This is a genomic window from Nonomuraea sp. NPDC049625, assembly GCF_040675285.1.
GTDB lineage: Bacteria > Actinomycetota > Actinomycetes > Streptosporangiales > Streptosporangiaceae > Nonomuraea > Nonomuraea angiospora_A.
Window position 1 is genome coordinate 183,817 of sequence record NZ_JBFAOQ010000019.1, and the last position, 23,371, is coordinate 207,187.

The window sequence follows — 23,371 nt, forward strand, 5'->3', positions numbered from 1 at the left end:
GTCCCGCTCAGTCCATGTCGATGTCGTCGAGATGCCCGAGCAGGCGCGAGAGGACCCGGAGGCAGGCGGTGACCTCGGCGTCGGTGAGGTCGCCGCCGATCCGGCGCAGCTCGGCGCGCTCGCGGTCGATCACGGCGACGATGACGGCCCGCCCCTGCTCGGTCAGCCGGATGAGCGACGACCTCTTGTGCGCCGGGTTGGCCACGAACTCGACCAGCCCCCGCCCGGCCGCGTCGTTGATCATCCGCTGGACGAACTGGCGGCTCAACGCCTGCGCCCGCCCCATCTGGGGGACGGTCATGGGCCCGTGCTCGCGGAGCAGGTTGAGCACGGCCCGCACCCCCACCGACAGCCCTTCGATGGGCGCGTCCTGCTCCACCTTGCGCTGGGCGCGCCGGTACAGCGGCCCCACCAGGTCGAACACCTCGGTGAGCCGGTCGCCCGGGCTGCGGTTCGTGTCACTCACCTCACCATGATGACACCTAGGTTGTCATTCACGCGCGAAAATGACACCTTGGTTGTCATGAAGGATCTGTTCTGGCTCGACACCGGCACCGGACGCCCCCTCGTCCTGCTGCACGGCGGCTTCGTCGACCACGGCATGTGGGACGACCAGATTCCCCGCCTCGCCTCGCGCTACCGCGTCATCGCGCCCGACGCCCGCGGCCACGGCCGCTCCGCCAACCCCACCGAGCCGTACCGGCTCACCGACGACCTCGCCGCGCTGCTGCGCCACCTGGACACGGGGCCGGCGGTCCTGGCGGGCGTGTCCATGGGGGCGAGCATCGCGGTCGACACCGCGCTGGAGCATCCGGACCTGGTCGCCGCCGTGGTCGTCAGCGGCGCCGGCACCGGCGAGCCGTACTTCACCGACCCCTGGACCACCCGGGCCCTGGCCACCTGGCACGCGGCGATGGCCGCCGGCGATCTGGAGGGCTCCGTCGAGGGGTTCATGCTGTTCGCCGCGGGCCCGCACCGCGCCCTCGACGACCTCGACCCCGGCGTCGCCGGCCGCCTGCGCCGGATGGCCAGGGCCACCATGTCCAAGCACACCGCCGGCGAGCCCGACCTGCTCGTCCCGGTCCGCGACACCTGGGAGCGCGTCGCCGGGATCGGCGTTCCCGTGCTGGCCGTCAACGGCGCCCTCGACTCGCCCGACCACATCGGCATGGCCGAACGCCTCGCCCGTACCGTGGCCGACGGGCGGGCGATCTCGATCGACGGTGCCGCCCACTACCCCAACATGGAGCGCCCGGACCTCTTCAACGACATCCTCGAGGACTTCACGTCCGCTGCGGCATCGTGAGATGCCGTTCAGCGCGGGCCGCGGTCAGAGCCAGCCGGCCTCGGAGGCGATGCGGATGGCGTCGATCCGGTTGCGGGCGCCCAGCTTGGCGACCGCCGAGGTCAGGTAGTTGCGGACCGTGCCGTAGGTGAGGAAGAGCCGCTCGGCGATCTCCAAGGGCTGGGCGCCGGTCGCCGACATCCGCAGCACCTCCGTCTCGCGCTGGGTGAGCGGGCTCTCCGGCGCCCGCAACGCGGTCATGGCCAGGGTGGGGTCCACCACCTCGCCGCCGGCGGCGACCGTCCGGATGGCGGCGACGAGGTCGCCGGGCCTGATGTCCTTGGGGACGAACCCGGCGACCCTCGCATCGAGCGCACGGCGCAGCTCGCCCGGCCTGCTCAGCGCGGTCAGGATGAGCACCCGGCAGTCGGGCAGCCGGTCGTTCAGCTCGGCGGCGGCCGTGATGCCGTCCATCCCCGGCAGGTCGATGTCGATCACCGCGACGTCCGGCCGGTGACGCTCCGCCACCGCCACGATCTCCGCCCCGCTGGACACCTGGGCCACCACGTCGATGCCGTCGTGGAGGTGGAGCAGCTCCACGAGCGCCTCGCGCAGGAGGAGCATGTCCTCCGCGAGGAGAACGCGGACCACGCTCATATGCGCAATTCGGCTCGCCGCGTCGTCACGATCACTCAGCTTAGAGGCCCCGTTTCACAGTGTCTCCTCCTCGGCCTTGCCCGCGGCGGCGACCAGGTGGACGAGCCGCTCCACCTCGGCAGCGGTCGTGTGCGGGTTGAGCAGGGTGAGCTTGAGCCGCACGCGGCCCGGCCCCGCTCCCGGGAGCTCGGTACGGCCGACGACGGCGCGTCCCTCGTGGAGCAGGCGGCGGCGCAGCCCGGCGTTCACCCGATCCGCCAGGGCGGAGTCCGCCGGGAGATACCGGAAGAGGAACGCCGTCAGCACCGGGTCGGCGTGCAGTTCCAGCCGGGGATGGACGCGGACGGCCGCCGCTCCCGCCCGAGCCAGATCGTGGCAGGTGTCCACGAGGCGGCCCAGGCCGTCCCTGCCGAAGGTCGCCAGCGTGACGGCGATCTTGAAGCCGTCGGGGCGGCGGGTGGTGCGCAGCGAATGCCCCAGCAGGCTGGTGTAGCCGGCCTCCTCGTCGTCGGCCGGGTTGAGATAGGCCGCACGCCGCTCCAGCGACTCGTACGTCTCGGCCCGCCGTACCAGGAAGACGCCCGCGGCGACGGGCTGCCAGCCCAGCTTGTGCCAGTCCAGGGACACCGAGTCGGCCCGCTCGATGCCCGCCAGCAGCGGAGCCAGCCGGTCGGACAGCAGGGCGCCACCGCCGTAGGCGGCGTCCACGTGCAGCCAGGCCCCGTGCTCGGCGGCCAGCGCCGCGCAGGTTCCCAGCGGGTCGATCGCGCCCGTGTCGGTGGTGCCGGCCGTGGCGACCACGGCCATCGGCAGCTCGCTCCGCCGGACGCACTCCCGCAGCGCGGCGGCCAGCTCCTCCGGCCGCATCCGCAGCTCGCCGTCCACAGGGATGGTCACGACCGCGTCCTCGCCCAGGCCCAGCAGCGCCGCGGCGCGCCGTGTCGAGAAGTGGGCGGCGGCGGAGGCGAAGATCCGTGCCTGCGGCGCGTTCGCCGGCAGGCCGCTCCGCTCGATCCGGTGGCCGGTCGCGTGACCCAGCACCCGGTCCCTGGCCAGCATCAGGCCCATGAAGTTGGACTCGGTGCCGCCGGAGGTGAGCACACCCGCGGCCGAGTCCGGGTAGCCCACCAATCCGGCCAGCTCACCCAGCAGGAGGGTCTCCAGGGCGGTGGTCGCGGGGGCCTGGTCCCAGGAGTCCTGCGACGGGTTGAGCGCGGAGATCGCCAGGTCGGCGGCCACGGCGACGGCGAGCGGCGGGCAGTGCAGGTGCGCGGCGCAGGCCGGGTCGGCCGGGTCGGCGCTGCCGGCGGCCACCAGCTCGGTGAACCGGCGCAGGGCGTCACCGCCCGGCCCGGCGAAGCCCTGGGCGACTCCCGCGAAGAGCGCGCCGGGCGTACCGGCGGGGATCGGCCCGCCGCGCCGTGCCGCGCCTTCCGAGAGGGCGGTCAGCACCGTGCGCAGCAGAGGTTCCAGGGCGGCGGCGCCGGAGACGCCGCCGGACAGGTCGGGCACGACGGTCGGATGCGAAGACATGCGGGCTCCGGACGGGATGGACAGATGGACCGCGGTCGTACGGTTTCTCCTCCTCGAACGCTACTGGGACGGGCGGCTCGCCTCCTGGGCGGCCTGGGTGGTGTCGGCCGGATCCGTGCGGAACTCGGCGAGCACCTCGAACCTGCCACCGGGGCGATGCCCCGCCGTCAGCCGCCCGCCGGTCCGCGACGCGATGCTGTCGAGCCCGGTCCCCCGCTCTCCTGGTGGTTCGGTGGCGCCGTCGTTGACCAGCCGCAGCCGTACGGACCCCGCCGCCTCCGACACGGTGATCTCGCAGGTGCGGGCCCGGCTGTGGCGCAGGACGTTGGTGACGCCCTCACGGAGCACGGCGGCCAGCGCGGTGTCGGCCTCCGCCGCCAGCGAGCGCGAGCCCGTCCCGACGCTCGTCACCACCTCGATGCCGGCGTTCGCCAGCACCTCGCGGGCCGCGTCGACCTCGGTACGGAGCCGCAGCTCGACCCGGTCCCCGGCGATGGAGCCGAGCTCCGCCACCGCTCGTTCGACCAGCGACCCGAGCGCGGCGATCTCGGACCTGGCCCGGGAGGGGTCGGTGTCCAGCAGGCGTTCGGCCACCTCGCCCTTCAGCGCGACCGCCGACAGGCTGAAGCCCAGCACGTCGTGCAGGTCGCCGGCGACGCGCACCCGTTCGCGGCGGACCACCGCCTCGGCGAGCTCGTGCCGCATCCGTTCAAGCACGGTGAGGAGTCCGCTCAGCCGTCCGAGGCAGTACACCAGCCACATGATCATGATGTGGCCGCCGAACTGGGAGAGCGCCGCGGCGACGTCGTCGACGAACAGCGCGCCGCTGTCCACGGAGTGGAGGAGCCAGGTGAGGTGCCCGGCCAGGACGAGCCCGGTCATCGCCCAGGAGAGCGGCGGCCGTACGTTGAGCAGCAGCTTGCCCGTGAAGACGCTCAGCAAGCGGTCCCAGGCCTCGGGGAAGACGGCCAGCGGCAGCAGGATCAGCAGGCTCTGCGCGATCAGCGCCGCCCGCGACGGCGGGAGCACCTGGAGGATGACGACGGCGGCCAGCAGGGCCGCCGCGAGAGCGAAGGCCGGCCAGTCGTAGGGGTGCGTGGGCGCCATGACCCTCAGGACGAGCACGCACTGGATGAGCAGGACCGCGAGCAGCACGTGCCGGGCCAGGCGCGGCGACTCGATCGGGGGTGGGGCCTCCTGGGGAGCGGCGGCACGGTAGGCGCCGGCCGTGGCCCGCACCTCCGCCAGCGTGCGCCGCGCGAGCTCGACCCCTTCCCGGAGGTCGCGCCGGGCGAGTTCGGCATCTCCCCCGGGGTCGCGCCGGGCGGGTTCGACGCCTTCCCGGAGGTCGCTCCGAGCGTCCCCGGGCTCCTCCTGGGCCGCCTTCCGCATCCGGAACGCGATCGCCCGCAGCTTTCCGCCGAGGACGCCGCGTAACTCCCCGTCCAGCCGCAGGCGCTCCTTGGCCAGGGCCACCCGGGCCAGCTCCTCCCGGGTGCCGTGCACCTGCTCGACGGCCCGGACGAGCGCGGACAGGCCGAACACGATGAGACCGTCGTCCGCCGTGATGATCATGTACCCGAGGAGGGCTTGGATCTCCTCCCCCGGATAGGCGTCGTACCCCAGCACGAGGACGGACGCGCCGGCCGCGGCCACGACGAGGACGAACAGCGGCCAGGCGGCCCGCCGGGGAAGAGCGCACAGGACGGCGGCGGCCACGGTCCACGGCACCCAGTCCCAGGACTCGCCGACGACCGGGAACGGCAGGAAGTAGAGCAGCACCACGGCCGCGAGGAGCGCGTACCGGACGGCCGGGCTCCAGCGCCGCACCGCCAGCGCGACCAGCGGCGGGTACGACGCCATCGGGAGCAGCACCCCGAGCGGCCCGGCGCCGCTGTCCAGCCCGGCGAGCGCGCGGATGGAGAACAGGATGCCGAACGAGGCCCACAGCATGACTCGGGCCAGCCGGAGCGGAAGATCGTCCGCGGTCCGCGCCACCCGGCCCCTCCTCGTGAACCGTGCAAAATGCATACCCGGCCGAGTACAGCGACACTATCAGCGGCTATGCCCCCGATGTCACGATCCCTCTGCGCCGAGATCACTCCGGCGGCCGGGCTCGTCCGAGCCCTCCGAGCACTGTGGAGACATCATGCTGAACCGACTGGCACCGGCCGTGGTCTCGGCCGTGGCCGTACTGGGCCTGGCCGGCGCGCCGAGCGCGTCCGCCGCGACACCGACCACCGCGCTGGCCGCCGCCCACCTCCAGAGCGCGCCCGCCGCGGCACCGATCACCGCGCGGACCGCCGTCCAGGTGCGGAACGCGTCCGCCGACGTCCTCGCGCCCGGCCCCTTCCACCGGCAGCTCGACCCGCTGGTCGGCACCTGGAAGGCCGTCAAGACCAACTACCTCCTCGGCGGCGGCAAGCCGATCGTCTCCCGCGACATCACGGTCACGACGCGGTGGATCGCCAAGACCGGCGGCCGCTTCCTGGAGGAGCGGACCGAAGGGACCCTGGGCGGCAACCCCTACTACCGCCTGGGCGTCCTCGGCTTCTCCACCATCGACCGGCGCTACGAGTGGACGACCTTCGACAGCGTCACCCCCACCGCGATGACCTACCGCGGGCCCGCGCTCACCAAGCGCACCAACAAGCTGTCGCTGCCCGGCACGTTCACCGACCCCGGCGTGCTCGGCCCCGAGTACGTCGGGAAGACCATCCCGATGCGGACCGTGATCACCATCAGGTCGAACGACAAGCACACCTTCGACCTGTACTTCACGCCTCCCGGCCAGTCCGAACGGCTGGTGGACCGCGTCGTCTACACCCGCAAGGCCGGCTAGGAGGATCCCAGCGCGACGGGCCAGATCACCAGAAGGTATGACTCGCCGGGGCGGTTGGACAGCCGCTCCCCCCGCCGGGCGCGGCCGTGGACCTGCAGGCCGTAGCGACCCGCGCCCTGGAACGTCAGGTTGGGCGGACGCTCGCCATCGGTGTGCATCCCCTCGATCTGCATGATCCCCGTCGTCGTGACGAACTCGATCTCCTCCACCTGCTCCCACCGGCTCACCGGCAGGCGGGGAGCCACGGGATCCCACCGCACGTGCACGCCCACCCGCCCCTGACGCTTGAGCGTGCGGATGACCAGCAGGTCGGGCACGGCCGCCACCAGGCCGCCGGGCAGCTCAGGCGCGGCGGCCGGCTCCTGGTAGGGGTTGCCGATGCGTAAGCCGTGCTCCGAGGCGAGAGCCGTGCCGCGCACGGGGGTGGGCGGCGGGACGGGCCTGGCACGAGCGACGCGCCCCGGCTCCCGCTCCACCCGCGTGACGCTCCCCCACACCCCCTCCACCCGCGCAGCGCGCCCGGGCTCCCGCTCCGCCCGCGTGACGCGCCCGGGCTCCTGCGTCGGGAGCCCGAGGTGCCGGGCCCTCTCCCGGAGATCGCGGGACTTGCCGGGCAGCCCCAGCTCCTCGGCGACCCCCACCCCGAGCCGGCGCCGGGCCTCGGGCCCGACGTCGATGGGCCACACCGTCACCAGGTAGAACTCGAACGGCACCCGCGCCACGCCGTCGTAGTCGATGTCGCGCCCGCGGGCGTGCACCCGCATGCCGTAGCGGCCGGGGCCGTGCGGAGTGAGCACGGGAAGCTCCTCGGGCAGGTCGCCCAGGAGGCCCGCCAGCCGCATCCCGCCCTCGAAGCTGATGAGCTCCACCTCCTCCACCTCGTCCCACCCCTCGGCGGCGGCGCCGGCGGGCGGGGCGTCGGCAAGCTGCACGGTGACGTCCACGACGCCGGTGTGGATGCCGGTGCGGATCACCGCCGCGCCCGGCACCGAGGCGGTCAGGCCGTTGGGCACGCCGTCCACGACGGGCACGTCCCCCTCTTCTTCCCGCACCTGGATCTGGTGGTAGCTCACGTGCACATCGGCCCGGGCTGTCGTGCTCATGCGTCACCCCTTCGACGGTCGGCCGTGCCGACACTGCCAGGCGGGTCCGACAGATTCCGGGAAGACATCAAGATTACGACTTGTTGCAGTGCTCTACAATGATGAGAAGTTTCCGTAAGGTAACGCCTCCATGAAGCGCCACACGCGGCAGCGCTCCTTCGACATGCTGTTGATCTTCTGACAGCCACGAGACAGGTGCCGGTCATGACATCCACATCCGAGGACGACGAGCCGACGTTCACCACGGGAGAGCGGGCGCACGCCGCGCTGGTGGTCGAGATCCTGGGGCCGGTCGTCCCGATGCTCGCCAAGGCCATGGGCCCCAAGACCGAGGTCGTCCTGCACAACCTGACCACGATGCCCAACACGATCGCCGCCATCGGCGGCACGCTGACCGGCAGGGACATCGGCGGGCCGGCCACTGACCTGGGGTTGCGCACGTTCAAGGCGGGCTGGACCGAGCACCTGATCGGCTACCGGTCCGAGACGGCCGACGGGCTGGTGATGCGCTCGTCGAGCGTCTTCTTCCACGCCCCTTCCGGCCGGTCGGTGGCGTGCCTGTGCATCAACACCGACATCGGCGACCTGAAGCGGGCGGAGGAGATCCTGCGGGCGCTGACCTCGACCGATCCGGGCGCGGGCCCGCTGCTGAGCGGGCCGCCCGGAGGGCCGGCCGAGACGTTCCCGCAGACGCTGGAGAGCCTGGGCGACGGCATCCTGGCCGACGCCGTCGGCGGCGTGGGGGTGCCGGTCGAGCTGATGAAGAAGTCCCACAAGATCGCGGTGGTCGAGGACCTCAACAAGCGCGGCTTCTTCACCCTGCGCGGCGCCGTGGACCTGGCGGCGCAGCGGCTCCAGGTCAGCCGCTTCACGATCTACAACTACCTCAACGAACTCCAGGCCGAACCTCTTGACTAGATATTGAATTCCTCTACTGTGTGTTGAACATTGGAGGTGGGCATGGAGTCGGGAGGGTATTTCGACACGGCGTCCATCGGGCTGGTGCCCGAGGCCGTCCGTGCCGCGGTCGGCGCCTGCTACGAAGCGATGGGGCGCGGCACCCGGGGCTCGCGCGAGTGGCGGCCGGTCGTCGAGCGGGCTCACCGGCGCTACGCGGCCGAGCTGGGCGTGGCCGAGGACGAGGTCGCCTTCATGGCCAGCACCGGCGAGGCGGTCAACGCGATCGCGCACGCGGTGCCGTGGCGGCCGGGTGACGAGGTGCTGGTGCTGCGCGACGAGTTCCCGACCGTGGTCTACCCATGGCGGGGGCTCGGCGACGCCGTACGCGTGGTGGAGGTGGACGCGCTGCCGGGCGACGACCGGCTCGGCGCGCTGCTCGCGGCCATCGGCCCGCGCACGCGGGTGGTGGCCGTCTCCCACGTCAGCTCCTTCACCGGCACTCTGGTGGACCTGGACGTGCTGGGCGCGGCGTGCGCGCGGGCGGGCGCGACGCTGGTGGTGGACGGCGCGCAGGCCGCGGGGGCGATCCCCGTCAGCCTGGACCACGTGGACTTCTACGTGGCCACCGGCTACAAGTGGCTGCTGGCCGGGTTCGGCGTGGCGGTGGTCGCCGCCCGGCGCGCCGCGCTCGACTCGCTGCGGCCCACGCTGCTCGGGCACGGCAATCCCCCGCCGACACCGCGCCTGACGTACGGGCATCTGAACCTGCCCGGCGTCTACGCGCTGGAGGCCGCCGCGGCCTTCCGCGAGACGGTCGGGCACGAGGAGATCCACGCCCGCGTGGCCCGGCTGGCGCGCCGCCTCCACGAGGAGGCGGCGGCGCTGGGCCTCGTCCCCGTCGCCCACCTCGAGCGCATGGGCGGGATCGTCAGCGTCGCCGGGCACGCCGACGCCGTCGACCGGCTCGCCGCGCGGGGGCTGGCGGTGGCCCACCGCGGCGGCCACCTGCGCATGTCCCCGCACTTCTACGCCTCGGACGCCGACGTCGACCGGCTGCTCGCCGAGCTGAAAGCCCTCTGACGGGAGAGCACATGCCGAAGAGCTACACAACCCGCTGGGAGTCGTCGGTGCTCGCCGGAGCCGACGGCGTTCCCGACGCGCTCATCTCCGGTACGAGCTACGTCGTCCCCGGCTCGGGGCGGCGGCCCGTGGTGTTCCTGTTCAACGGCGGTCCCGGCGCTTCGTCGTCGCCGCTGCACATGTCGGCGTTCGGCCCCCAGCGCTTCGAGACGGTCCCGGCGGAGACCGGGCGGCGGCGGATCGTCGTGCCCAACCCCCTGTCGATCATCGACGTCGCCGACCTCGTCTTCGTCGATCCCGTCGGCACCGGGTTCAGCCGGGTGCTGCGGGAGGGCGGCGCGGCGCCGTACATGACCGTGCACGGCGACGTGGCGGCGATGCGGCACTTCATCCGCGACTGGCTGGCCCGCCACGACCGCCGGGACTGCCCCGTCTACCTCGTCGGCGAGAGCTACGGCGGCCACCGGCTGGCCACGCTCTGCGCGGAGGTCGGCGACATCGACGTGGCGGGGCTCGTCTTCGTCTCGCCGCTGCTGGACGCGACGGCGTCCACCCCCGCGCCCGGCAACGACCTGCCGCACGTGCTCGAACTGCCCACGATGGCGGTCGCCGCCTGGGCGCACGGCCGCGCGTCGGCCGGCGCGCCGGACGCCGCGACGGTGTTCGACCGGGCCCAGGAGTTCGCGCAGTCGCGCTTCCTGACGGCGCTGCACCTCGGCTCGGCGCTCCCCCAGGACGAACGCGCCGCCGTCGCCGAGCGGGTCGCCGAGCTCATCGGGCTGCCCGTCGGGCAGGTGCTGGCCGCGGACCTGCGCGTCGGCAGCGAGGACTTCCTGCGTACGCTGCTCGCCGACCGGGACGAGCTGGTCGGCCGGCTCGACACGAGGGTGACCGGCCCGATGCCGCCCCCGCCCGAGGACGACCGGCCGCTCGCGGCCGACGACCCGGCGTTCGGCATCGGCAGGTCCAACGTCATCCTCTCCGAGGAACTGGCCGACTATCTCAGGCGCGAGGCCGGGGCGACCGACGAGGGCGCCTACGTCTCGCTCTCCCTGGAGCTCAACTTCGCCTTCGACTGGCGCGGCGAGCACCCCAAGGCCGACTTCTACCGCAACCCCACCAAGCACGTCGCGCGGCTCCTGCGCGAGCGCCCCGGCGTCCGCGTGCTCGTGACCGGCGGCTATTTCGACCTGGCCACGCCCCTGGCCGCGAGCACGCACGCGATCCGGCATGCCGGAGTGCCGGCGTCGAACGTCCACGTGCTGCCGCTCGTGGCGGGGCACTCCCTCGGCGACGGCGAGTCGCTGGAAACCGCCGTCTCCGCCGTACGCGCGCTCCTCGCCCCTCAAGGACAGGCCCGATGACCCTCCCCACGCTCTCCCTCACCCTGTCGCCGCGCCCCGAAGGCATCGACGTCGAATACGTCCTGCAGTCGCCGTCCGTCCCGGCGGGCCAGGCGGTCTGCCGCCTGCCGGGTGTCGTCGTCGGCATCCCCGGCGTCACCCTGCGCACCGCCGACCTGCGCGTCACCGACGACCTCGGCGAGCTCCCGATCAGCGAGGAGGCCGAGCCGCCCACGTCGAGCTGGGCGTATCGCCGGTGGTGCGCCACGCGTGACAGCGTCGGCGATGTCAAGGTGGCCTACTTCGCACCGGTACGCGCCGTGGACTCCACCACCAGGAACGGCCCGATGTTCGACCTGCGCGCCGAGGCGGGCGGCGTGCACGGGGCGGGCATCTCGTTCCTGGCCCTGCCCGACACCACCCACGACTACGCCATCACCCTGCGCTGGGCCGGCCACGGCGTCTCCAGTTTCGGCGAGGGCGACGTCGAGCTGACGGGCACCGCCGAGAAGCTGGCGTTCAGCTACTACTTCGCCGGACCAATAACGAAATATCCGGACTCGGGGCCGTTCGCGATGTACTGGCTGAGCGAGCCCTCCTTCGACACCGTCGCCGTGGCCACCCAGATCGAGCGTATCTACCGGGCGATGTGCGACTTCTTCCGCGAACCCGAGCCCGGGCACCGGGTCTTCATCCGCAAGCACCCCTACCGGGGCAACGGCGGCACCGCGCTGCACCGCTCGTTCATGTTCGGCTGGAGCGAGGCCGAGTCACCGGCCGCCGAAGACCTCACCTCGCTGCTCGCGCACGAGACCGCGCACAACTGGCCGCACCTCGACGGCGAGCACGGCGACGTCAGCTGGTACACCGAGGGCACCGCCGAGTACTACTCGATCGTGCTGCCCCACCGCGCCGGGCTCATCGACGACGACGCGTTCCTCCGCCTGATCAACGACCGCGCCCGGAGCTACTACACCAATCCCCTCCAGACGCTGAGCAACCGGGCGGCCGCCGAGCGGTTCTGGAAGGACCAGCGGGCGCAGCGGGTCCCGTACGGGCGCGGCCTGTTCTACTTCCTCGGCCTCGACGCCAAGCTCCGCGCGGCCGGCCGCCGCCCCCTCGACGAGCTCGTGCTCACCGTGCTCGACCGGAAGCGGGCAGGGGAGAAGGTCGGCGTGCCCGAGTGGGTCGACCTGGTGGTCGCCGAGCTGGGCGAGCAGGCCAGGCGCGACTTCGCGGCGCTGGAGGCGGGCGAGTGGATGGTCCCCGCCTCCGACGCCCTCGGGCCCCCTTTCCGGCGCGAGGACCTCCGCGACCGCGTCGCGGAGGTCGGGTTCGACCTCGGCAGCATGGAGACCGGCGTCGTCGCGGGGCTGGTGGCCGGATCGGCCGCCGACCGGGCGGGCATGCGTGAAGGTGACCGCATCCTGGCCGGACCCAGCGGCTCCGACCTGGCCAAGGGCTCACCCGCCGAGGTCACGTTCACGCTCGGGCGCGGCTCGCGACGGTTGGAGGTGTCGTACGAGCCGCGCGGCGCCGAGGTCGCCTCCTACCGCTGGGTGCCGGCGTAGCCGTCGTGGAGGTACCGGCCGCGGAGCTCTGAGATCAGCTCCTCGTCCACGCCGAGCCGGTCGGTGACATAACGCCGAACGGAGCCGTGCGCCGCCGCCAGGTCGGCCAGGAAGAGCCGCATGATCTCGGCGGGGGCTCTGCCGTACCCGGGCCACCTCAGCTCGCGGCCCGGGTGCACCGCCCGCCAGTCGGCGATCAGCCGGTCGGTGGCCAGCTCGGTCAGCGCGAAATCCCGCACGATGTCGTCTTCCGGCACCTCCAGCAGGGCCAGCACCAGCGCGGCCACCAGCCCGGTCCTGTCCTTGCCCGAGGCGCAGTGGAACACCAGCGGCTCGTCCGCCGAGGCGATGACCTCCAGGGCCTGCCGCAGCTCCGCGACCCCGTCGAGGGCGACCTCGGCGTAGCGGTCGGCCAGGAAGCGCCACGGGTCGGCGTCCGGGTCGATCTCCGCCTGGTCGTAGGGCCGGTGCTCAATGCTGAGGTTGTGATAGGCGACCCCGTCGTGGTGCGGCACCCGCCCCCTGGCCTCGATCTCCCAGGGGTAGCGCAGGTCGATCACCGTACGGACGCCCAAGCCCAGGAAGCGGTCCCAGTCCTCGCCGCGCAGCTTGGCCAGCGAATCGGATCTGAACAGCCGCCCCCACCGCACCACGCTCCCGTCGGCGGCCCGGTAGCCGCCGAGATCCCGGAAGTTGTGCAGCCGCTCGAACGCGATATGTCTTCTCACGCGGTCACTCTACGACCGCCCCAGGCCCGCGTAGTGCCCGGCGATCTCGTCGCTGGTCGTCAGCCATACGCCGTCGTGGCCGGCGACGTACTCCAGCGCCTGGTCCAGGTACTTCGCCCGGAACGCCTGGCCGATGACGAACGGGTGCAGCGCCAGTGCCATGACCCGCCCGCTCTCGGCGGACTCCGCGTAGAGCTGGTCGAACTGGTCCTTGACCAGCTGCACGAAGTCGCCGCCGCTCCTGCCGTGCATCGTGAAGATGCCCAGGTCGTTGAGTTCGAGCGAGTACGGCACGCTCAGCATCCTCGGGACGTTCAGCCGGTACGGCTGGTCGTCGTTGGTCCAGTCGAGCACGTAACCCAGGCCGAGCTCGGCGACGGCGGGTGGACCGCCTGCTGCGGGAGACCACGCTCAGCGTGGAGTCCATCGCCGCGCGGGTCGGCTTCACCGACTCGCGGGCGCTGCGGCGGGCCATCCACCGCTGGTACGGCCACGGCCCCGCCGTCATCCGGGCCGGCAACCCCACGTAGCGCGCTCCGCGCGGACGGCCGGGGATGACCGGCGTCCCTGATCAACGGCTCGGGCCGATGGACAACGTCACCGTCTGGCTGGTCATCGACGGGCCCCGTAGTCAGGGATCGCTGGCAGACGTCCAGCAGCGCGAGAGGAGAGCAAACGTGAGATCACCTTCGAGGCTGCGCCGTGCGGCGGTCGTCCTGGCCGTGAGCGGCGCGGTCGTCACGAGCGGGTTGACCGCCGGCGCGGCCCGCGCCGACATCGACCCGTTCGGAGGGTTCGACCCCGGCTCCGGATTCTTGCCGTCGGACGACTCGGGCGGCCTCAACATTCCCGGCCTCCCCGGCATCCCGAGCATTCCCGGCATCGGGGACATCGGCTCCAGGCCCGCCCGTAGCTCTGGCGAGGACAGCCCTTCCTTGTCCTTGGAGGAGCCCGAGAGCGGCGGGGACACGCCCACCGGTACGGGCGACCAGCCGGGTCCGGCCACTCCGAAGACGTTCCCGAAGACCAGCGGGGGTTCCAAGCTTCCCGCCTGGCTCGAACGGGTTCTGGAGCGTGGCGCGAACGCCGCCATCGACCGGTACATCATCGGCCGCCCGGGAAGCGGCCAGCCGCAGCGTCCCTCCCAGGGCTCCCCGGCACCGGCGCAGCGGGGCACACCGGGCCAACCGGCCCAGCCGGCTCCCCAGGCCCGGCAGGACTCCTACGGACGGCAGGGCTCCTACGGCCAGGACGGTTCGTACGGACGGCAGGGCTCGTACGGGCGGCAGGTCATGCGGTTGCGGCCGAGCCTGCAGCGGCAGACCTGCCGCGTCCCCGCCTACGTCCGCCTGTACGGGACGACGGCCCGCACGGGCAGGTTCACCCCGAGGTTCTACATCGGCGGCGACAACCTCGGCAAAACACTCGTCCTCGGCGGCAACACCTATCTGGCGCCCTTCGGCGACAAGCTCGCGAAGAGCAGCACGGCCGAGTACGCCTTCCTGTCCGAGTCGGGCGACGAGCTCCTCAACCGGCAGCCCACGGTCGCCAGGAACACCGTCCTGGAGGACCGCACCAGGTACGCCGCCTCCTTCCTGACCAGGGGCGTCCGGTACATCGTGATCGTCCGGTACGTGAACACGTGCGGCGAGCCGGTCGTCGACATCCTCGGCAAGGTCAAGGTGGGCTGACGATGAGACTCATAAACCTGCGCCGCCTGCTGCCCGTCCTCGCCGCGCTCGCGGTGATCACCGGAAGCGGAGCCGTGGCGACCGGCCCGGCCCGCGCCGACGTCATCGACCTGTGGTCCGACCCGGAGGAGCCCAGCTGGTACGAGGACCTCTATGACGATGACACGGAGGACGAGCCCGTGACCGAGGAGGAGGAAGAGTACCAGCGGCCCTCCCCCGGACCGACCCCCCTGAGGCCGCCCGACCCCGCGACGGCCGACAAGGAGTTCCACCTGGCCGTGGAGACCGCGCTGGACCTGCTGGAGCACCGTCCCCGCTGCAACAGCTTCGTCACCGGTCTGGACAGCCCCGGCGGCGAGAGCGCCCTGTCGATCCTGCGGGCGATCTGGAAGGCGCCCAGGCTGTTCGACCTGTACTCCAAGCACGGCACGCCCGCGCCGGACGGGCGCCTGCCGTACGCGGAGTCGACGACGGGCCGCGGCTCGGCCGGAACGATCTACCTCTACCAGGAATGGCACCAGTCGAAGCCGCAGCCGGTGCAGTACAACAACGACGACGGCGGCAGGCCGCTCGACCCCGACGAGTGGCGCACGCTGATCCTGCTCCACGAGCTCGCGCACCTCACCGGCGCCATGGCCAGCCACCGGACCGAGGCGGGCAACGCGAAGAACACCTACACGATGAACGAAGGCATCGTCCTGACCTGCCTGCGGGGCAAGGGCAGAGGGTAGGAAGCCGGACGCCTGGCGGGGAGCGGACGCGCCCCCGCCAGGCGCTTCGCCGCACGTGCAGTCCGCCGGCCGTGTGCCCACGAATAGGGGGCGACACTTCACGGCAGGGGGCACGATGACACACGACGGCACCACGACACGTGGGCGGCGGGAGCGGCCGGTGCCGCCCGGCCCGCTCCAGGACTTCGCCCAAGGATTGCGCGACCTCCGGGGGGCGGCGGGCAATCCGAGTTACCGGGCGATGGAGCGCAAAGCGGGTTACTCGGCCTCCGCGCTGTCCGCGGCGGCGGCGGGCGACCGGCTGCCGAGCCTGGCGGTCACGCAGGCGTACGTCGGCGCGTGCGGCGGCGATCAGGACGAATGGACCCGTACCTGGCACACGATCAGAGCGAGGCTGGACACCACGACGTCGCCGCCGCCGACCCGTCCGCGCCGCCGCTCGGCCCTGCTCTGGCTGGCCCTGGTGGCGCTCGGGCTGATCGCCCTGGTCACGGCCGGCACGCTCCCCAAGAACCTCATGGCGGCGACCGGGCCCGACCTCGCCTTCACGGCGGTCGCCGCCCCCAGCTGCCCGCGCGACGACACCCGCGGCACCCCGGGCACGGGCTGCGGGAACACCTTCCAGTGGCGGTTCACCACCGGACTGCGCGGCCGGCACCAATGCTTCGTGGACGTCTCCGTGGGCAGCCCTCCCCTCCCCACCCGGCAGGTCCGGTACACGGTCAAGGACGGCTTCGGCGACGACGCTCGCACCGTCGCCGAATTCACCCTCGACCAGCACACCCACCAGGGCACCTGGGTCCCCGTCGACACCTCGGACGGCCTGGTCACGGTGGAGATCGCGGACCCGGCAGGCGCGCAGTCCACGGCGGCCGGCCCGGTCCGCCTCTCGTGCCGGTGAGCCTGACGAATAATTCGGTGCGTCGCGGTAATCCAGGGGCGTCCGGAGGGACTACTGGGTGTGGATGATCCCGAGGAACGATTCACAGACCTCTACGACCGGCACTACCGCAGCGTCCTGGGCTACGCCCTGCTGCGGGCCGAGCGCGACCTGGCCGAGGACGTCTCCAGCGAGACGTTCCTGGTGGCGTGGCGGCGGCTCGACGACCTGCCGGAGCCGCCGCTGCCGTGGCTGCTCGGGGTGGCGCGCAACCTGCTGGCCAAGCAGCGCGACTCGCGCCACCGGCGGCAGGCCCTGGTCGACCGGATCGTGGCCCTGACCACCCCGCGCGACCAGGTGGCCTGGGACGTGGCCGAGCACGTCATCGACAGGGAGACCGCGCTGGCCGCTCTGTCGGCCCTGCCGGAGCACGACGTGGAGGCCATGATCTTCGCCACCTGGTACGGCCTGCCGCCCGAGCAGGCGGCCTCCGTCGTGGGCTGCTCGGTCCGTACGTACAACGTCCGGCTCCACCGTGCGCGCAAGCGCCTCACCCTGGCCCTCCGCCTGGGCGGCGCGAGCCCGGCCCGCAGCCTCGACTCCTGACCACACCCTTGGAGGACCCCTCATGACCGACCGAATCTTCGCCGAGCTCAAGCCCGACGGGCTGGACGAGCTGGCCGAGGACGGCTACCGGCGGCGCCGCTCGGCCGACCTGGCCCGTGCCTTCGCCACGCCGCGCGTCAGGCGGCGCTCGCGGTGGCCGCTCCTGCTGGTGGCGAGCGCGACAGCGGCCGGGCTCGCGGCCGCCACCGTGGTCGTCGCCTCCGGCGGGACCCCGACCCCCAAGACGCCAAGCCCGGCAGTCGCGGCCAAGCCGCTGACCGCCCGCTCCTTCCTGCTCGCGGCGGCCTCGACGGCGATGCGGGAGCCGGCCGAGTCCGGCCGCTACTGGTACCTCCGGGAGCGCACGTTCGCGAAGGTGCACAACGTGCCGGGCGACTACGAGGCCAAGCTCAATGCCCTGCTCAAGGCGCAGAAGGACAAGGAGGCGGGGCTCAAGGGCGCCCCGGAGCGGCTGGCCGCCGCGAAGAAGGAGTTCGACCGCAAGGTCGTGGAGCTGAAGACCAACGGGGTCGCCGAGCTGCCGTACACGGCCTTCACCGCCGACACCCGTGAGACCTGGCGGCCGATGAAGGCGGGCGAGACCGGCCGCAGCGTGAGCAACCAGGACGTCGAGGTCACCTTCGGCTCCCCGCAGGACGAGGCCGACTGGCGGGCGGCCGGCTCCCCCGAGCTGGCCGAGAAGAAGCCCAAGACCTACGACGACGCCACCGAGCGGATCCTGTCGATCGACAACCCGAGCCTGAACCTGCGCAACCTCGCGGACCTGCCCACCGGCGAGGACGCGTTGCGCCGCCGCCTGGACGACCTCTGGAAGCGCAGCCCGAACAGCGCGGACATCGGCAAGGCCGGCTACCTCTGGCAGACCGCCGTGGACCTGATGACCGCGCCGCTCAAGCCGGGCACCCGCTCGGCCCTGTTCCGCGTGCTGGCCGACCAGCCGTCCGTGACGCTGGAGGGAAAGACCTCGGACGCGCTGGGGCGTACAGGGGTCGCCCTCTCGACGCCGACGGCGCGCGAGCTCACGGTGCGGCTGGTCGTGGACGAGCAGTCGGCGGAGCTGCTGCAGTACGAGCTGGCCGAAAAGGGCAAGCTCCTGCTGCGGGTGGCGCTGGAGGACATGGGCTGGTCCGACGAGCTCGGCAGGCGTCCGGCCGGCTGAGGACCCGGCCGGACGCCTGCCGCCGCCCCGGGGGCTCAGCGGCGCCAGATCACCGCGGAGGGGGTGCCGGCGTCGACGGTGACGTCACCGTTCCAGGTGATGAAGGACGGCTGCGGCAGGTAGTCCTGCCCCAGGAAGAAGCCGCGCTTGATGCCGGTGACGTGCACGACGGCGCCGTTGTCGGTGCCGACCACGACGCGGTTGGCGGTGATCTCCTGGATGTCGTCGGCCGTCGTGCCGGGCGGCAGCTCCACCGTGGTCGCGGCCGGGTCGTCACGCTGGATGGACCAGGTCGGCTCCACGTGGTTCGACAGGTAGACGGTGGCGCCGCTCTTGAGGCGTACGCCGAGCGAGACGCCGACCCAGGACGAGCCGGTGTTGGGCCGGTCGGTCGTCTTCTTGAGCACCGCGTACAGGTAGTTGCGCTGGTCGCTGACCTCCGGCGTGGCAGGCGTCGTGCCGGAGGCGGCCTCGATCTTGCCCTCCCGGATCATCTCCTTGGACATGATCTGGTAGGTCCAGGAGTTGGTGTCCATCATGTACTCGCGGGCCTCGGCGGCCGGCCGGGTCTGCAGCGCCGACAGGAAGAACCGCATCGGGTCGGTGACCTTGTCGCACATGTTGTTGTTGTTCGTGCAGGTCTCCAGCTGGGCGTGGTCGCCCTCGTACGTGCCGGCGAACTGCAGCGTCTGGTGGTTGGCGGCCTGGTAGGTGTCGCTGCCGGCGACCCGGTTGCCGCGCTCGTCGACCTCCACCGCGTAGACCCACTCGATGTCGGTGGTCCGGCCCCAGCGCGCCATCAGCGCCGGCGTGTTGGTCCCGCCGTCCTCGTTGCTCCACACGACGGAGTACGTGAGCCTCGTCCGGCCCGGCGCCGACCCGGGGCCGACCTCGTGCCAGGCGATGAGCGGCGTGTCGGTCGTCGCGTTCTGGTACGGGGTGCCGAGCTCGGAGAGGTTGCGGCCGTAGACGATCGGGGCGTAGCGCAGCGCCAGGTACTCGGCGCTGCCCGGCGCGTACGTCGTCACCTTCACCCGGTCGAGCAGGACGGACGTGCTCACCCCGGCGGATCGGTCACCGGCGAAGCGCAGCCGCAGCACGTGCGGCCCCTGCCGCACCGAGCCCAGCGCGAGCTGCCGGGGCAGCCGCTGGTCCCCGGAGACGACGAGGTCGGTGGCGTAGCGGTTGTCGACGTAGACCGACACGACGGCCGACTCGCCGCCCTTCACGGCCCAGTCCGTGCCGGGCGCGGCGGCGTTCAGGTCGACGACCGCCTCGCCGGCCCGCTTCGCGAGGAACGGGACCCGTACGTCGGAGTGGTCGCGGCGAACCTGGATCGGACGGTCGTGATCGGCCTGCGCCACGGCGGGAGCGGCGAGCGTGGCCGCCGTGGCGAAGGCCGCGACCGCGGCGGTGAGCAATGGGACGACTCGCATCAGAGTTTCCTCCGTGGGGGATTGCACCGCGAACCCGCGGTCAAAGAGATTGTCAGACCTGTCGGCCAACGCCGAGAGAGCAATCGCTGAAAATCAGGACAACGCCCCAGATCTCCGGCATATCCGGCCCCGAGGCGGATGTCTACGAACGCGAAGGCGGCTCCGGGCAGGGCTGACCGGACGAAAATCCAGCACGGAACTCGTGCTCCCGCACAATCCGCCCCACCGCCCCGGCCGGGTACGGTGCGCCCATGGACACCCATGACCTCGTGCTGAGCGGCGCCCGGGTCCTCGACCCGGAGACCGGTCTCGACGCCGTCGCCCACGTAGGCGTGACCGGCGGCGCGATCTCGGCCGTCTCGACGCGGCCGCTGTCCGGCCGCGAGCACCTCGACGTCTCCGGGCTGGCGATCGCGCCCGGCTGGATCGACCTGCACAGTCACTCCCACACCGTCGCCGGGCACCGGCTGCAGGCGCTCGACGGCGTCACCACCGTGCTCGACCTGGAGGCGGGGATCAGCCCCGTGGCGGAGGCGTACGACACGGCCGCGGCGGAAGGGCGCCCGCTCAACTACGGCTTCTCCGCCTCCTGGGGCATGGCCAGGATGGCCGCGGTCGGCGGGATGCCGCACGGCGGAGGGCTGGCGGCCGCGCTCGGCGCCATCGGCAGCCCGGCCTGGCAGGCGGAGGCGAGCCGGGCACAGCTCCAGGCGCTGCTCGGGCTGATCGAGGCCGACCTCGCCGACGGGGCCCTCGGGATCGGCCTGCTGATCGGGTACGCGCCCAGGGTGGACCCCCAGGAGTACGTCGCGGTCGCCGGGCTCGCCGCCAAGGCGGGCACGCCCACCTACACCCACGCCCGCGACCTGGTCGAGCAGACTCCTGACCTGCCGATCGACGGCGCCGAGGAGATCGTCATGGCGGCCGTCGAAACGGGCGCCCACATGCACTACTGCCACGTCAACAGCACGTCGCTGCGCCAGCTCGACCGGGTGCTGGCGCTGGTGGAGCGGGTGCGGGCCGAAGGCGCGCGGGTGACCACCGAGGCGTACCCCTACGGCGCGGGGATGACCGGCATCGGCGCCGCCTTCCTCGCCCCCGAGGCGCTGCCCGCCTCCGGCATCGGGCCTGAGTCCATCGTCTACGTCCCCACGGGCGAGCGGGTCGCCGACGCCGACATGCTCCGCCGGCTGCGTGCCGCCGACCCGGGCGGGCTCGCGGTCATCCACTTCTTCGACGAGGACGACCCCGCCGACCTGGCCTTCGTCGACCGGGCGCTGCTCAGCCCCGGCACCGTCGTGGGCTCCGACGCCATGCCGCTGACCTGGGTGGGCGGGCCGCCCGAGCCGCTGGCCTGGCCGCTGCCGCCGTCCGCCGTCACGCATCCCCGTACGGCGGGGACCTTCTCGCGCGTGCTGCGCCGCCACGTCAGGGAGACGGGCCGCCTCACGCTGCTGGAGGCGGTGGCCCGTTGCGGCCTGCTGCCCGCCCGGGTGCTGGAGGACGCCGTGCCCGCCATGCGGCGCAAGGGCAGGATCCAGCCGGGCTGCGACGCCGACCTGGTCGTCTTCGACCCGGAGACGGTCGGGGACCGGGCCACCTACGCCCGCAGCACCACGCCCTCGGCCGGTTACGCGCACGTGCTGGTCGGCGGCCGGTTCGTGGTGCGGTCGGGAGAGCTCCTCCTCGACGCGCTGCCCGGCCGTCCCATCAGGCGCTGAGCCGGGTGCGCTTCGTCATGCAGGACGGCAAGGTGCGAATGAATTCCGATTAAACAAAAAATGCTCCAACGGTGAACAGACGATTCCCGCCATCGTTTTAATAACCGATTGACTCGGGTTATCCTCTCGACCGAAACCCCTATAAGGTTGGCCCCGGCGCGCGGGCGGACGCGGCAGTCCGCGGCGATATATGAGGTCGAGGGGACACTGGTGGGCGACGATACTCTCCGTGAAGAACAGGCGATAAGCCGGGCCACCGACCACCTGGTTCAGATTTACGCGGGCACTCACTCAACAGAGCACGTCAGAGCCGTTATGGAGGCCGCCCGTAAGCGTTTCGACGGCTTTCCCATCAGGGATTTCGTCCCCATTCTGGTGGAACGCATCGCGCACGGAGAGTTGGCGGCGGAGGCGCGGGCCGACGAGGTCGTGGACATTGAAGTTCCGGAGACGGCCGACGATGTCCCCGATTCACCGGAAATTCACCCGCCGGAAAACGATCGGCCATCCCCGCAGCCGTCCTCCCTCATTCGCAGTAAGGGATTTCTTTCACTCGTCGCGGCGGCGGTCGTCGTGGCCGCCGCCGTCGTCGTGGTGGTGAACGTCAGCCAGGACGACCCCCCGCCACCTCCCCCGCTCACGATCGTGCGCGGTGTGATCGGCTCCGAGAAGAAGGCGTTCTTCGAGGATCCGCGCGTGCAGCAGTCACTCGCCGGCCAGGGCCTGAAGGTCGAGGTCGAGTCGGCGGGCTCGCGCCAGATCGCCACCTCGATCAACCTCGATCGGTACGACTTCGCGTTCCCGTCGAGCGCGCCCGCGGGCGAGTCGATCCAGCGCACGCGTCACGTCAGCACGAAATACACGCCGTTCTCCTCGCCGATGGCGATCGCGACGTTCCAGCCGATCGTGGACGTGCTGACCAAGGCGGGCGTGGTGAAGAAGGGGCCCGTCCCGACCTTCAGCGTCGACCGCTACCTCGGGCTCGTCACGTCGGGCACGAAGTGGGCCCAGCTCTCGCGCAACTCCGCCTATCCCGTCGACAAGAACGTCCTGGTCTCCACGACGGACCCGCGCACGTCGAATTCCGCGGCCATGTACCTGGCGACGGCCGGCTATGTCGCGAACGGCAACGCGGTCGTGCACGGCACCACCGCCGAGAAGAGCGTGCTGCCCCTGATGACCCGGCTCTTCACCAGCCAGGGCTACACCGACAACACCTCCGAGGGCCCGTTCAACGAATACCTGACGGTGGGCATGGGCCCGACCCCGATGGTCTGGATCTACGAGGCGCAGTACGTGGACGCCGCCGCGCGGGGCCGGCTCAAGCCCGGGATGGTGCTGATGTACCCGTCGCCGACCGTGCTGTCCCAGCACACGCTGGTGCCGCTCACCCCGACGGGCGACCGGATCGGACGCCTGCTGAGCACCGATCCGGAGCTGCAGGGGCTCGCCGCCGAGCACGGGCTCCGCTCGGGCGACGCCACCCGGTTCGCCAAAGTCGCCGCCGATCACAACGTGCCCGTCCCGAAGGACCTCATCGACGTGGTCGACATCCCCTCGTACGACACGCTTGAGCACCTGCTCGACGGCGTCGCCAAGTCGTACGGCTAGAGCCTCAGCGCTCGCGCGGGGCGTCGTTCAGGATGTCGAACGCCTGGCGGGCCAGGCCCCGCGCCGACTCCAGCGTGCGCTCCTCCTCGGGCAGCGCGTGGAAGGCCAGGACGGTGGCGCGCAGCGCGGCCACGCAGGCGCGGGCGAGCACGGAGGCGCGCAGTGACAGCGCCCGCTCGTCCTGCCCGCCGCCCGAGTCACCCAGCCGGTCATGCAGGGCGGCCGTCAGGCCGTCCTCCAGCTCCAGCAGCACCGGCTGCGCGGTCCTGGCCGGGCGGGAGAACACCTGGCCGGGCAGGCCGCTGAACAGCAGGGCCACCCCGGTGCCGCGGACCGCGGTCTCGGCGTATCCCCGCTCCTCGAACATGCGCGTCGCGGCCTCCTGCAAGGCCTGCCTCGTCGCCCTCTTGTGCAGCTCGCGCCGTCCGGCAGTGACCATGACCGCCACCATCAATAACAGACCGTATGCGGTG

At 72.2% G+C, this 23,371-nt stretch carries 23 protein-coding genes and 1 pseudogene; 15 read left to right on the top strand and 9 right to left on the bottom strand.

What is annotated here, in order from left to right; all coding sequences use genetic code 11:
• Positions 1-7: 7 nt before the first annotated feature.
• Positions 8-466, bottom strand: a complete 459-nt coding sequence (locus AB0J87_RS52905) for a MarR family transcriptional regulator (RefSeq protein WP_363980999.1) — start codon at positions 464-466, stop codon at positions 8-10.
• A gap of 57 nt (positions 467-523) precedes the next feature.
• On the opposite strand from AB0J87_RS52905, the gene AB0J87_RS52910 reads away from it, so the two are divergent.
• Positions 524-1,306 carry an alpha/beta hydrolase gene (locus tag AB0J87_RS52910; protein ID WP_363981002.1) on the top strand — a complete coding sequence of 261 codons (783 nt, stop codon included), beginning with the start codon at positions 524-526 and terminating at the stop codon, positions 1,304-1,306.
• Between the two features lie 24 nt (positions 1,307-1,330).
• Here the strand turns inward: AB0J87_RS52910 and AB0J87_RS52915 are convergent, their stop codons facing one another.
• The 3 genes from AB0J87_RS52915 to AB0J87_RS52925 are packed head-to-tail and all read right to left on the bottom strand — an operon-like array spanning position 1,331 to position 5,473.
• Positions 1,331-1,936: a response regulator transcription factor gene (locus AB0J87_RS52915; RefSeq protein WP_363981078.1), complete on the bottom strand. Its 606-nt coding sequence runs from the start codon at positions 1,934-1,936 to the stop codon at positions 1,331-1,333.
• Positions 1,937-1,996: 60 nt separating this feature from the next.
• A complete protein-coding gene (locus AB0J87_RS52920) occupies positions 1,997-3,475 on the bottom strand; it encodes a pyridoxal-dependent decarboxylase (RefSeq protein WP_363981005.1) in 1,479 nt (492 codons plus the stop codon).
• Positions 3,476-3,535: 60 nt separating this feature from the next.
• Positions 3,536-5,473, bottom strand: coding sequence for a histidine kinase (locus tag AB0J87_RS52925; RefSeq protein WP_363981007.1), 1,938 nt, complete (start codon positions 5,471-5,473; stop codon positions 3,536-3,538).
• Between the two features lie 151 nt (positions 5,474-5,624).
• Between AB0J87_RS52925 and AB0J87_RS52930 the strand changes: the two genes are divergently transcribed.
• Complete coding sequence (locus AB0J87_RS52930; RefSeq protein WP_363981010.1) at positions 5,625-6,317, top strand: DUF1579 family protein; 693 nt, start codon at positions 5,625-5,627, stop codon at positions 6,315-6,317.
• Here AB0J87_RS52930 and AB0J87_RS52935 read toward each other — a convergent pair.
• Positions 6,314-7,420: a hypothetical protein gene (locus AB0J87_RS52935; protein ID WP_363981013.1), complete on the bottom strand. Its 1,107-nt coding sequence runs from the start codon at positions 7,418-7,420 to the stop codon at positions 6,314-6,316. The genes AB0J87_RS52930 and AB0J87_RS52935 overlap by 4 nt on opposite strands.
• A 204-nt stretch (positions 7,421-7,624) precedes the next feature.
• On the opposite strand from AB0J87_RS52935, the gene AB0J87_RS52940 reads away from it, so the two are divergent.
• The 4 genes from AB0J87_RS52940 to AB0J87_RS52955 are packed head-to-tail and all read left to right on the top strand — an operon-like array spanning position 7,625 to position 12,314.
• The gene (locus AB0J87_RS52940; RefSeq protein ID WP_363981016.1) at positions 7,625-8,338 is read left to right on the top strand and encodes a PAS domain-containing protein; all 714 of its coding nucleotides are present in this window, start codon (positions 7,625-7,627) and stop codon (positions 8,336-8,338) included.
• A 42-nt stretch (positions 8,339-8,380) separates the two neighbouring features.
• Entirely contained in the window at positions 8,381-9,400 is a 1,020-nt protein-coding gene (locus tag AB0J87_RS52945) for an aminotransferase class V-fold PLP-dependent enzyme (RefSeq protein ID WP_363981019.1), read from the top strand.
• 11 nt (positions 9,401-9,411) lie between these two features.
• On the top strand, positions 9,412-10,764 hold the full coding sequence (locus tag AB0J87_RS52950; RefSeq protein WP_363981022.1) for a hypothetical protein: 1,353 nt from the start codon (positions 9,412-9,414) through the stop codon (positions 10,762-10,764).
• Complete coding sequence (locus AB0J87_RS52955; RefSeq protein ID WP_363981025.1) at positions 10,761-12,314, top strand: hypothetical protein; 1,554 nt, start codon at positions 10,761-10,763, stop codon at positions 12,312-12,314. Before AB0J87_RS52950 ends, AB0J87_RS52955 begins: the two co-directional genes overlap by 4 nt.
• On the opposite strand, the gene AB0J87_RS52960 is transcribed toward AB0J87_RS52955, so the two are convergent.
• Positions 12,293-13,042, bottom strand: coding sequence for a tyrosine-protein phosphatase (locus tag AB0J87_RS52960; protein WP_363981028.1), 750 nt, complete (start codon positions 13,040-13,042; stop codon positions 12,293-12,295). The two genes, AB0J87_RS52955 and AB0J87_RS52960, sit on opposite strands and share 22 nt — an antisense overlap.
• Before the next feature lie 9 nt (positions 13,043-13,051).
• Positions 13,052-13,396 carry a hypothetical protein gene (locus tag AB0J87_RS52965; RefSeq protein ID WP_363981031.1) on the bottom strand — a complete coding sequence of 115 codons (345 nt, stop codon included), beginning with the start codon at positions 13,394-13,396 and terminating at the stop codon, positions 13,052-13,054.
• 29 nt (positions 13,397-13,425) lie between these two features.
• Here AB0J87_RS52965 and AB0J87_RS52970 point away from each other — a divergent pair, with 29 nt between their 5' ends.
• From AB0J87_RS52970 to AB0J87_RS52995, 6 genes are all read left to right on the top strand, one after another.
• Positions 13,426-13,572, top strand: coding sequence for a helix-turn-helix domain-containing protein (locus AB0J87_RS52970; RefSeq protein ID WP_363981034.1), 147 nt, complete (start codon positions 13,426-13,428; stop codon positions 13,570-13,572).
• A 147-nt stretch (positions 13,573-13,719) separates the two neighbouring features.
• Positions 13,720-14,733, top strand: coding sequence for a hypothetical protein (locus AB0J87_RS52975; RefSeq protein WP_363981037.1), 1,014 nt, complete (start codon positions 13,720-13,722; stop codon positions 14,731-14,733).
• 2 nt (positions 14,734-14,735) lie between these two features.
• Positions 14,736-15,464, top strand: a complete 729-nt coding sequence (locus tag AB0J87_RS52980) for a hypothetical protein (RefSeq protein WP_363981039.1) — start codon at positions 14,736-14,738, stop codon at positions 15,462-15,464.
• A gap of 115 nt (positions 15,465-15,579) precedes the next feature.
• Positions 15,580-16,365: a helix-turn-helix domain-containing protein gene (locus AB0J87_RS52985; RefSeq protein ID WP_363981042.1), complete on the top strand. Its 786-nt coding sequence runs from the start codon at positions 15,580-15,582 to the stop codon at positions 16,363-16,365.
• A gap of 60 nt (positions 16,366-16,425) precedes the next feature.
• On the top strand, positions 16,426-16,950 hold the full coding sequence (locus AB0J87_RS52990) for a sigma-70 family RNA polymerase sigma factor (RefSeq protein WP_350731760.1): 525 nt from the start codon (positions 16,426-16,428) through the stop codon (positions 16,948-16,950).
• A gap of 22 nt (positions 16,951-16,972) precedes the next feature.
• Positions 16,973-18,130, top strand: a complete 1,158-nt coding sequence (locus tag AB0J87_RS52995; protein ID WP_363981046.1) for a CU044_5270 family protein — start codon at positions 16,973-16,975, stop codon at positions 18,128-18,130.
• Positions 18,131-18,165: 35 nt separating this feature from the next.
• Here AB0J87_RS52995 and AB0J87_RS53000 read toward each other — a convergent pair whose 3' ends face one another.
• Positions 18,166-19,566 carry a hypothetical protein gene (locus AB0J87_RS53000; protein WP_363981049.1) on the bottom strand — a complete coding sequence of 467 codons (1,401 nt, stop codon included), beginning with the start codon at positions 19,564-19,566 and terminating at the stop codon, positions 18,166-18,168.
• A gap of 251 nt (positions 19,567-19,817) precedes the next feature.
• Between AB0J87_RS53000 and AB0J87_RS53005 the strand changes: the two genes are divergently transcribed.
• The 3 genes and pseudogenes from AB0J87_RS53005 (at position 19,818) to AB0J87_RS53015 (ending at position 22,898) form a co-directional block, all read left to right on the top strand.
• Positions 19,818-21,287: an amidohydrolase family protein gene (locus tag AB0J87_RS53005; protein WP_363981052.1), complete on the top strand. Its 1,470-nt coding sequence runs from the start codon at positions 19,818-19,820 to the stop codon at positions 21,285-21,287.
• 210 nt (positions 21,288-21,497) lie between these two features.
• Positions 21,498-21,677 (top strand): annotated as a pseudogene (locus AB0J87_RS53010) (three-helix bundle dimerization domain-containing protein); the annotation flags it as partial.
• A 183-nt stretch (positions 21,678-21,860) separates the two neighbouring features.
• Entirely contained in the window at positions 21,861-22,898 is a 1,038-nt protein-coding gene (locus AB0J87_RS53015) for a hypothetical protein (RefSeq protein ID WP_363981081.1), read from the top strand.
• A 4-nt stretch (positions 22,899-22,902) separates the two neighbouring features.
• On the opposite strand, the gene AB0J87_RS53020 is transcribed toward AB0J87_RS53015, so the two are convergent.
• Positions 22,903-23,337: a hypothetical protein gene (locus AB0J87_RS53020; protein ID WP_363981055.1), complete on the bottom strand. Its 435-nt coding sequence runs from the start codon at positions 23,335-23,337 to the stop codon at positions 22,903-22,905.
• Between the last annotated feature and the right edge of the window lie 34 nt (positions 23,338-23,371).